The organism is Streptomyces sp. NPDC002209 (assembly GCF_042890265.1).
Taxonomy (GTDB): Bacteria; Actinomycetota; Actinomycetes; order Streptomycetales; family Streptomycetaceae; genus Streptomyces.
In genome coordinates this window covers 327,311-338,129 of the sequence record NZ_JBIARX010000003.1, presented here as the reverse complement: position 1 = coordinate 338,129, position 10,819 = coordinate 327,311, and the positions used below count along the sequence as shown (strand labels likewise).

Below are 10,819 nucleotides of genomic sequence, written 5' to 3'. Positions count from 1 at the left end.
CCTGTGAACGAATCGTGGAGGATGGATATGTCGGCGCCCGACCAGCAGGTCGTTGAGGCACTGCGTGCCTCGCTGAAGGAGAACGCCCGGCTTCAGCAGGAGAACAGCACACTCGTCGCGGCAGCCGCGGAGCCCATCGCGATCGTGTCCATGGCCTGCCGGTACGCCGGCGGAATCCGCGGGCCGGAGGACTTCTGGCGGGTGGTGTCCGAGGGCGCCGACGTGTACAGCACGTTCCCCGAGGACCGCGGCTGGGACGTGGAGGGCCTCTACCACCCGGACCCCGACAACCCCGGTACGACGTACGTGCGCGAAGGCGCCTTCCTGCACGACGCCGCGCAGTTCGACGCCGGGTTCTTCGGCATCTCGCCGCGTGAGGCCCTGGCGATGGACCCCCAGCAGCGACAGCTGCTCGAGGTGTCCTGGGAGACCTTCGAGCGGGCCGGCATCGACCCCCACTCGGTACGCGGCAGCGACATCGGCGTGTTCGCCGGCATCGTGCACCAGGACTACGCACCGGACCTCAGCGGCTTCGAGGGCTACCTCAGCCTGGAGCGGGCCCTGGGCACGGCGGGCGGCGTCGCCTCCGGGCGCGTCGCCTACACCCTCGGGCTCGAGGGCCCCGCGGTGACGGTCGACACCATGTGCTCCTCCTCGCTGGTCGCGATCCACCTTGCCGCACAGGCGCTGCGCCGGGGCGAGTGCTCCATGGCGCTCGCGGGCGGCTCGACGGTCATGGCGACGCCGGGCGGATTCGTCGGTTTCGCACGTCAGCGCGCACTCGCCTTCGACGGGCGCTGCAAGTCCTACGCCGCCGGCGCCGACGGCTCCGGCTGGGCCGAGGGCGTGGGCGTGGTGCTGCTGGAGCGGCTCTCGGTGGCGCAGGAGCGCGGGCACCGGGTACTGGCCGTGATCCGCGGCAGCGCCGTGAACCAGGACGGTGCGTCCAACGGCCTGACCGCGCCGAACGGTCCCTCGCAGCAGCGGGTGATCCGCAAGGCCCTGGACAGCGCAGGCCTCTCCCCGTCCGATGTCGACGCGGTGGAGGGCCACGGCACGGGCACGGTGCTGGGCGACCCGATCGAGGCGCAGGCGCTGCTGGCCACCTACGGGCAGGGCCGCGACCCGGAACAGCCGCTGTGGCTCGGCTCGGTCAAGTCCGTCATCGGCCACACGCAGGCGGCGTCCGGCGTCGCCGCCGTGATCAACATGGTCCAGGCGCTGCGGCACCGTACGCTCCCGGCGACCCTGCACGTGGACGCGCCCACCCCCCAGGTCGACTGGTCCTCGGGCGCGGTCGAGCTGCTGACGGAGGCGCGGGAGTGGCCGCGCAGCGGCCACCCGCGCCGCGCAGGCGTCTCCGCCTTCGGGGCCAGCGGCACGAACGCGCACATGATCCTGGAGGAGGCGCCGCAGGAATCCCCGCAGGAGGCTGCGGAGCCCGTCACGGACGCGGCCCGGCCTGCCGGTGCGGTGCCGCTGGTGGTGTCCGCGGGGACCGCCGGCTCGCTGGCGACCCAGGCCGGGCGGCTGGCGGAGTTCCTCGAGGGCGCCGAAGAGGTGCCGCTGGCGGACGTGGCCGGGGCGCTGGTTTCGGGCCGTGCGGTGCTGGGTGAGCGCGCGGTCGTGGTCGCGGGTTCGGCCGATGAGGCGCTGGCCGGTCTGCAGGCGCTGGCGCGCGGAGAGAGTGCGCCCGGTGTGGTGACCGGCTCGGGTACGCCGGGCAAGGTCGTGTGGGTCTTCCCGGGCCAGGGCTCCCAGTGGGCGGGCATGGGCCGGGAACTCCTCGACTCCTCCCCGGTGTTCGCGGAGCGGATCGCACAGTGCGCGGCCGCGCTGGAGCGGTGGGTGGACTGGTCGCTGCTGGACGTGCTGCGCGGCGAGGCGGACCCCGAACTCCTGAACCGGGTCGACGTACTGCAGCCGGCGAGCTTCGCGGTGATGGTCGGTCTGGCCGCCGTGTGGTCGTCGGTGGGCGTGGAGCCGGATGCGGTGCTCGGCCACTCCCAGGGTGAGATAGCCGCCGCTTGCGTGGCGGGTGCGCTGTCGCTGGAGGATGCGGCGCGCGTGGTGGCGCTGCGCAGCCAGGCCATCGCCAGGGACCTGGCCGGGCGTGGCGGTATGGCGTCGGTCGCGCTGAACGTGGACGAGGCGGTTGCCCGTCTGGAGCCGTGGGCCGACCGGGTCGAGGTCGCCGCCGTCAACGGCCCGTCGTCGGTGGTGATCGCCGGTGACGCCGAGGCGCTGGACGAGGCGCTGGACGCGCTCGACGACCAGGGCGTCCGGATCCGTCGGGTGGCCGTGGACTACGCGTCCCACACCCGGCACGTGGAGTCCATCCGCGAGACGCTGGCCGAAGCGCTGGCCGGCGTCGGTGCGAAGGCGCCGGCGGTGCCGTTCTACTCGACCGTGACCGGTACCTGGGTGGAGGACGCGGGCGTCCTGGACGGCGCGTACTGGTACCGGAACCTGCGGGGCCAGGTGGGCTTCGGTCCGGCCGTGGCCGACCTGCTGGCGCAGGGCCATGGGGTGTTCGTGGAGGTCAGTGCCCATCCGGTGCTGGTCCAGCCGATCACCGAGACCGTCGACACCACCGACACCGCCGATGTGGTGGTGACCGGTTCGCTGCGCCGTGAAGACGGCGGCCTGCGACGGCTGTTCGCCTCGATGGCCGAACTGTTCGTCCGCGGTGTGGCCGTGGACTGGGCCAAGGTCCTGCCGGCCGGAGCGGAGTCCGCCCGCATCGACCTGCCGACGTACGCCTTCGACCACCAGCACTACTGGATCCAGATGGCCGGGTCGGCCACGGACGCGGCCTCGCTGGGACTGACCGGCGCCGATCACCCGCTGCTGGGCGCGGTGGTGCAACTGCCGCAGTCCGACGGCCTGGTCTTCACCTCGCGGCTCTCGCTGAGGACGCACCCCTGGCTGGCCGGTCACGCGATCGGCGGCGTGGTGATCATCCCGGGCACGATGTACGTCGACCTCGCGGTGCGGGCCGGCGACGAGTTCGGCTACGGCGTCCTGGAAGAACTCGTGATCGAGTCGCCGCTGGTGCTGCCCGAGCAGGGCGGCGTGCGGTTGCAGGTCGCCGTCGGCGGACCGGGCGAGACCGGCTCCCGCACGGTGGACGTGTACTCCCAGCGCGAGGACGCTGCCGGCGAGGGCGGCGCGAACGAGTGGACGCGGCACGCCACCGGACTCCTGGCGGCTTCGCCGGCGGCGTCGGTGAAACGGGGCACGGGACAGGAGTACGACTTCGCCGCGTGGCCGCCCCCCGGTGCCGAGCCCGTCGAGGTCGGGAACTTCTACACCGACCTGCTCGAGCGCGGCTACGCGTACGGCCCGGCGTTCCAGGGCCTGCGGGCGGTGTGGCGGCGCGGTGACGAGGTCTTCGCCGAGGCCGTCCTGCCCGAGGAACAGCGGGAGGAAGCCGGCAAGTTCGGCATGCACCCGGCGCTGCTGGACGCCGCCCTCCACACGAACGCCTTCGCCAATCCGGACGACGACCGCCAGGTGCTGCCGTTCGCGTGGAACGGGCTGGTGCTGCACGCCGTGGGTGCCTCGGCACTGCGCGTGAGGGTCGCCCCGTGCGGGCCGGACGCGCTGTCGTTCCAGGCCGCCGACGAGACCGGCGACATGGTCCTGACGATGGACTCGCTGGTGTCCCTGCCCGTGTCCACCGACCAGTTGGGCGCCGCGGCGGGCGATGAGAGCCGCGACTCGCTGTTCGGCGTGGAGTGGACCGAACTGTCTGCGGCCCAGGGTGGCGAGCCGGCGCCTTCGTGGGTGGCGGTTTCCGGCGCCGACGACGTGGTGGCGCTGGCCGGGAGCGCCGGCGTCCCGGCCGTGGCGGTCCTGCAGGCCGTGACCGGCGCCGACGGCGAGGACGCGGTACTGGAGTCGACCTCCCGGGTGCTGGAGGTCGTCCAGGCCTGGCTTGCCGGGACCGGGCTGGAGGAATCGAGCCTGGTCGTGGTGACCCGGGGCGCCGTCCCCGCCGGCGACGGTACGGTGAGCGACCCGGCCGGATCGGCCGTGTGGGGTCTGGTGCGTGCCGCGCAGGCCGAGAACCCCGACCGGATCATCCTGATCGACACCGACCCGGCCTCCGCAGACGGGGCGGGTTCCGTCCTGGGCGCGGTGCTGGCCAGCGGCGAGCCGCAGGTCGCGGTCCGCGGCACGACCCTCTCCGTCCCCCGGCTCGTCCGGGCCGGCGCGGAGGTCCCGGACGAGCCCGCGGTGTTCGGGGCCGAAGGGACCGTCCTGGTCACCGGTGGCACCGGCGCCCTGGGCGGTCTGGTGGCCCGGCACCTGGTCACCCGGCACGGGGTGCGGCACCTGCTGCTGGCCGGCCGTCGGGGTCCGGATGCCGAGGGCGTGCAGGAGCTGGTCGCCGAACTCACCGAGCTGGGTGCTGCGGTGTCGGTGGCGGCCTGTGACGTGTCCGACCGCGGCCAGGTCGAGGCCCTGCTGGCTTCGGTTCCGGCCGAGCACCGCCTGACCGGTGTCGTGCACATGGCCGGCGTGCTGGACGACGGCGTGATCGCGACGCTGACCCCGGAGCGGCTCGCGACGGTGTTCGCGCCGAAGGTGGACGCGGTCCGGCACCTCGACGAGCTGACCCGCGGCCTGGACCTCGACGCGTTCATCGTGTTCTCGTCCGCGGCCTCGCTCATGGGGTCGGCCGGCCAGGGCAACTACGCGGCGGCGAACGCCTTCCTGGACGGCCTGATGGCCGGCCGCCGCGCGGCGGGCCTGCCCGCACTGTCACTGGCCTGGGGCCTGTGGGAGCAGAGCAACGGCCTGACCGCTCACCTCAGCGCCGTCGACCAGGCCCGTATGAGCCGCGGTGGCGTGCTGGCGATGACGCCGGCCGAGGGCCTGCACATCTTCGACGTCGGCCTGCACGCGGGCCAGGCACTGCTGGTGCCGATCAAGCTGGACCTGAAGGCGATGCGCAGCCAGGCCGCGGCCGGCGGGGGAGTCCCGCATCTGCTGCGCGGCCTGGTCCGCGCGAGCCGGCGCGTGGCACGCGCGGCTGCCGGGGACAGCAGCGGACTGGTCCGCCGGCTCGCCGGGCTGTCGCCGGCCGAGCAGGAGGGCATCCTGCTGACCGTCGTCCAGGCCGAGTCGGGCAACGTACTCGGCTTCAGCGGCCCCGAACTGGCGCAGGGCACCCGCGGGTTCAGCGACATCGGGTTCGACTCGCTGACCGCGGTCGAGCTGCGCAACCGGCTGAGCGCGGCGACCGGCGTGAAGCTGCCGGCCACGCTGATCTTCGACTACCCCACCCCGGTCGCGCTCGCCCGCCACCTGCGCGAGGAGCTCGGTGACGCGGCCGCCGGCACCCCCGCCCCGGCTGCGACCGCCGTCGCGGACCCGGACGAGCCGATCGCGATCGTCGGGATGGCGTGCCGCCTGCCGGGCGGTGTGGCGGATCCCGATGGCCTGTGGCAGCTGGTGTCCGAGGGCCGTGAGGGCATGTCGCCCTTCCCCGACGACCGCGGCTGGGACCTGGACGGTCTGTCCGGCCCGGACGCCGACGCTACGGGCACCTCGGCAGCCAACCAGGGCGGATTCCTCCGCGAGGCCGCCCAGTTCGACGCCGCGTTCTTCGGTATCTCGCCGAACGAGGCGCTGGCGATGGATCCGCAGCAGCGGCTCCTGCTGGAGGCCTCGTGGGAGGCGCTGGAGCGGGCGGGCATCGACCCGAGCACGGCGCAGGGCAGCAACATCGGCGTCTTCTCCGGTGTCTCCATCCACGACTACGTCGAGTCCCTGACGAACATGCCCGAGGAACTCGAGGGCTTCGTCACGACCGCCACGGCGGGCAGCGTGGCCTCGGGCCGTGTGTCCTACGCCTTCGGCTTCGAGGGCCCCGCGGTCACCGTGGACACGGCGTGTTCCTCGTCCCTGGTGGCGATGCACCTGGCCGCTCAGGCACTGCGCCAGGGCGAGTGCTCCATGGCGCTCGCCGGCGGTGTCGCCGTGATGGGATCGCCCATCGGAATCCTCGGCATGTCGCGCCAGCGCGGCATGGCCGCCGACGGCCGGTGCAAGGCGTACGCGGACGGCGCGGACGGCACGGTGCTGTCCGAGGGCGTCGGTCTGGTGGTGCTGGAGCGGCTGTCGGTGGCGCGGGAGCGCGGGCACCGGGTGCTGGCCGTACTGCGCGGCAGCGCCGTGAACCAGGACGGTGCGTCGAACGGTCTGACCGCGCCGAACGGTCCCTCGCAGCAGCGGGTGATCCGCAAGGCCCTGGACAGCGCCGGGCTCACCGCGTCCGACGTGGACGTCGTCGAGGGGCACGGCACGGGTACGGCGCTGGGTGACCCGATCGAGGCGCAGGCGCTCCTGGCCACGTACGGGCGGGACCGGGACCCGGAGCAGCCGCTGTGGCTGGGCTCGCTCAAGTCGAACATCGGTCACACGCAGGCGGCCGCCGGTGTGGCGGGTGTGATCAAGATGGTGCAGGCACTGCGGCACGGCGTCATGCCGCCCACGCTGCACGTGCACGAGCCTTCACATCAGGTGGACTGGTCTGCGGGTGCCATCGAGCTGCTGACCGAGGCCCGCGAGTGGCCGCGCAACGGCCATCCGCGTCGGGTCGGTGTCTCCTCGTTCGGCATCAGCGGGACGAACGCCCACCTGATCCTCGAGGAGGCGCCCCCGGAGACGGCCGAGACCGTCGTGGAAGCGCCGGCGCCTGCCGGTGTGGTGCCGCTGGTGGTCTCGGCGCGGAGTGCCGGTTCGCTGGCCGGTCAGGCCGGGCGGCTGGCGTCGTTCGTCGAGGGCGCCGATGAGGTGTCGCTGGCGGACGTCGCCGGAACGCTGGTGTCGGACCGTACGGTCTTCGGCGAGCGCGCGGTGGTGGTCGCCGACTCGAACAAGGAGGCACTGGTCGGTCTGCAGGCGCTGGCGCGCGGCGAGGGCGCGGCCGGTGTGGTGTCCGGGAGCGCGACTGCTTCGGGCAAGGTCGTGTGGGTGTTCCCGGGTCAGGGCTCGCAGTGGGCCGGTATGGGCCGTGAACTCCTCGACTCTTCGCCCGTGTTCGCGGAGCGGATCGCGCAGTGCGCTGCCGCACTGGAGCCGTGGGTCGACTGGTCGCTGCTCGAGGTGCTGCGCGGTGAGGCGGAGCCCGAGCTCCTGGACCGGGTCGACGTCCTGCAGCCGGCCAGCTTCGCCGTGATGGTCGGCCTGGCTGCCGTCTGGGCTTCGGTCGGGGTCAAGCCCGATGCGGTGCTGGGTCACTCGCAGGGCGAGATCGCCGCCGCCTGCGTGGCGGGGGCCCTGTCCCTGGACGACGCGGCACGCGTCGTGGCCTTGCGCAGCCAGGCCATTGCCAAGGAGCTGGCCGGCCGCGGTGGCATGGCTTCGGTCGCGCTGAGCGCGGACGAAGCGCTCGTACGGATCGAGCCGTGGGCGGACCGGGTCGAGGTCGCCGCCGTCAACGGCCCGACCTCCGTCGTGATCGCCGGTGACGCCGAGGCGCTGGACGAGGCGCTGGAGGCGCTGTCCGCCGAGGGCGTGCGGGTGCGTCGGGTCGCGGTGGACTACGCGTCGCACACCCGGCACGTGGAGGCGATCCGCGACACGCTCGCCGAGACCCTCGCCGGGATCGACGCCCAGGCTCCGACGGTGCCGTTCTACTCCACCGTCGCCGGTGGCTGGGTGGCGGAAGCCGGCATCCTGGACGGCGACTACTGGTACCGGAACCTGCGGGGCCAGGTGGGCTTCGGTCCGGCCGTGGCCGACCTGCTGGCCCAGGGGCACGGGGTGTTCGTGGAGGTCAGTGCCCATCCGGTGCTGGTCCAGCCGATCATCGAGACCGTCGACACCACCGACACCGCCGATGTGGTGGTGACCGGGTCGCTGCGCCGCGAGGACGGCGGCCTGCGCCGCCTGTTCGCCTCGATGGCCGAGCTGTTCGTCCGCGGTGTGACCGTGGACTGGAGCGGTGTGCTGCCGCAGACGGCGCCGTCCCGGCGCGTGGACCTGCCGACGTACGCCTTCGACCACCAGCACTACTGGCTCCAGACGGCCGGCTCGGCCACGGACGCCGCTTCGCTGGGCCAGACGACGGCCGATCACCCGCTGCTGGGCGCGGTGGTGCAGCTGCCGCAGTCCGACGGGCTCGTCTTCACCTCGCGACTGTCGCTGAAGTCGCACCCCTGGCTGGCCGATCACACGATCGGCGGCGTGGCGCTCCTCCCGGGCACCGCGCTGGTGGAGCTCGCGGTCCGGGCCGGCGACGAGGCCGGCTGCGGTGCACTGGACGAGCTCGTGGTCGAGGCACCGCTGGTGGTGCCCGAGCAGGGCGGAGTCCGCGTACAGGTCGCCGTCGGCGGACCGGGTGAGAACGCATCGCGGACCGTGGAGATCTACTCCCAGCGCGAGGACGCTGCCGGTGCGGGCCTGTGGACGCGGCACGCCACCGGTGTGCTGTCGGCATCGGCTCAAACGGGCGGCAGCGGCACCGGGTTCGACTTCGCCGCCTGGCCGCCGGCCGGCGCGCAGCCGGTCGAGGTCGGGGACTTCTACTCCGGTCTGGCCGAGCGTGGTTATGGCTACGGTCCGGCGTTCCAGGGCGTACGGGCGCTGTGGCGACGCGGCGAGGAACTCTTCGCCGAGGTCTCGCTGCCCGAGGGGCAGCGCAAGGACGCCGGCAAGTTCGGCATCCACCCGGCGCTGCTCGGCGCGGCCCTGCACGCAGGGACGGCCGACGCCGACGCGGCAGACGGAACGACGGTGCAGCCGCTCGACTGGCACGGGCTGGTGCTGCACGCCGCGGGTGCCTCGGCCCTGCGGGTACGGCTGGCGCCCACCGGCCCGGATGCGCTGGCGGTCGAGGCCGCCGACGAGGCCGGCGGCCTGGTCCTGACGCTGGACTCGCTGGTGTCCCGGCCCGTCTCCGCCGAGCAGTTGGAGAGCGCGGCGGGCTCGGCGCTCACCGACTCGCTGTTCAGGGTGGAGTGGACCGAGCTGCCCCAGGCTCAGGGTGCCGGGCTCGCGCCCGCATCCGTGCCGGTGGCCACCGCCGATGACGTGGCGGCTCTGGCGGGTGGCGCAGAGGTCCCGGCCGTGGCCGTCTTGGAGGCGGTCGGTGGTTCCGGTGAGGGTGCGGTGCTGGCTCTGACCTCCCGGGTGCTGGAGGTCGTACAGGCGTGGCTGGCCGGGTCCGGTCTGGAGGAGTCGCGGCTGGTGGTCGTGACCCGGGGTGCGGTTCCCGCCGGCGACGGCGCGGTGACCGACCCGGCCGGATCGGCGGTATGGGGCATGGTCCGTGCAGCCCAGGGTGAGAACCCCGACCGGATCGTCCTCCTGGACACCGACCCCGCTGCCGAAGGCGCCGCGGAGCCGGTGCTGGGTGCGGTGCTGGCCGGCGGGGAGCCGCAGGTCGCGGTCCGCGGCACGGTCCTCTCCGCCCCCCGGCTCGTGCGGGCCGGCGTCGAGGTCCCGGATGTTCCTGCGGTGTTCGGGCCGGAGGGAACGGTCCTGGTCACGGGTGGCACCGGGTCGCTCGGCGGTCTGGTGGCCCGGCACCTGGTCACCCGGCGCGGGGTGCGGCACCTGCTGCTGGCCAGCCGTCGGGGGCCGGAGGCCGAAGGAGTGCAGCAGCTGGTCGCCGAACTCACCGAGCAGGGCGCTGCCGTCTCGGTGGTGGCGTGCGACGTGTCCGACCGTGGCCAGGTCGAGGCCCTGCTGGCTTCGGTTCCGGCCGAGCACCGCCTGACCGGTGTCGTGCACACCGCCGGCGTGCTGGATGCCGGGGTGATCGAAACGGTGACCCCGGAGCGGCTGGCGCGGGTGTTCGCGCCGAAGGTGGACGCGGTACGGCACCTGGATGAGCTGACGCGGGGCCTGGACCTCGACGCGTTCATCGTCTACTCCTCAGTCTCGGCCGTCTTCATGGGCGCGGGCAGTGGCAGTTACGCGGCCGCGAACGCCTACCTGGACGGGCTGATGGCCAACCGCCGGGCGGCAGGTGTGCCGGGTCTGTCGCTGGCCTGGGGCCTGTGGGACCAGACCTCCGGCATGGCGGCCAACACCGACGACCTCACCAGGAACCGGATGAACCGGCGTGGTGGTCTGCAGGCGATGCCGTTGGCCGAGGGCATGGAGCTGTTCGAGGCCGCTCTGGGGTCCGCGCAGTCGCTGCTGGTGCCCGCAAAGCTGGACCTGCGGGGGGTGCGCGCCGATGCGGCCGCCGGGGGCGGCGTCCCGCACATGCTGCGCAGCCTGGTCCGGGTGGGCCGGCAGCAGGCGCAGGCGGCGGACACCGCCGACGAGGGCCGCAAGCTGTACGACCGGCTGGCCCCACTGACCGCCGCCGACCGGACGAAGGTCCTCCTCGACCTGGTGCGGACTCAGGTGGCCGCCGTGCTCGGACATGCCGGCCCGGAGAGCGTGCGGGCGGACATGGCGTTCAAGGACGCCGGCTTCGACTCGCTCACGTCGGTGGAATTGCGCAACCGGCTGCGTGAGGCGACCGGACTGAAGCTTCCGGCCACGCTGGTCTTCGACTATCCGGCCCCGCAGGTCCTCGCCCGCCACCTGCAGCAGGAATTGCTGCCGGACAACGACGCACTCGAGATGGAAGTGGACGAGGAGCGGCTGAGGAACGCACTCGTATCCCTCCCGCTCGCCCGGTTCCGGGAAGCAGGATTGATGGAAGCCCTGGTCAAGCTGGTCGCCCGTGGCGATGGCGCACCGGAATTCGGCGGGATCGACAACGCCGACGAGGAGAGGGCGATCGCCGAGCTGGACGTCGACGATCTCGTGCACATGGCGCTCGGCGAATAAACACCTTCGAAAC

Annotated in this window: 1 protein-coding gene; it reads left to right on the top strand. The window is 73.3% G+C overall.

Features of this window, described 5'->3' with window-relative positions; genetic code table 11:
- Nucleotides 1-27 precede the first annotated feature (27 nt).
- The gene (locus ACFYXK_RS08930) at nucleotides 28-10,806 is read left to right on the top strand and encodes a type I polyketide synthase (RefSeq protein WP_389410467.1); all 10,779 of its coding nucleotides are present in this window, start codon (nucleotides 28-30) and stop codon (nucleotides 10,804-10,806) included.
- Nucleotides 10,807-10,819: the final 13 nt, after the last annotated feature.